The 259-nt window shown below is 54.8% G+C and carries 1 rRNA gene; it reads left to right on the forward strand.

The features are described 5' to 3' along the window. Positions 1-259 (forward strand): 23S ribosomal RNA (locus ACTHSL_RS13845); the annotation flags it as partial.

The raw sequence follows: 259 nt of genomic DNA on the forward strand, positions 1-259 counted from the left end.
GGTGATGGCGTGCCTTTTGTAGAATGAACCGGCGAGTTACGATCCCGTGCGAGGTTAAGCTGAAGAGGCGGAGCCGCAGCGAAAGCGAGTCTGAATAGGGCGTTTAGTACGTGGTCGTAGACCCGAAACCAGGTGATCTACCCATGTCCAGGGTGAAGTTCAGGTAACACTGAATGGAGGCCCGAACCCACGCACGTTGAAAAGTGCGGGGATGAGGTGTGGGTAGCGGAGAAATTCCAATCGAACCTGGAGATAGCTG

It is taken from the genome of Neisseria sp. P0008.S010 (genome assembly GCF_051962715.1).
GTDB classification, from domain to species: domain Bacteria; phylum Pseudomonadota; class Gammaproteobacteria; order Burkholderiales; family Neisseriaceae; genus Neisseria; species Neisseria elongata.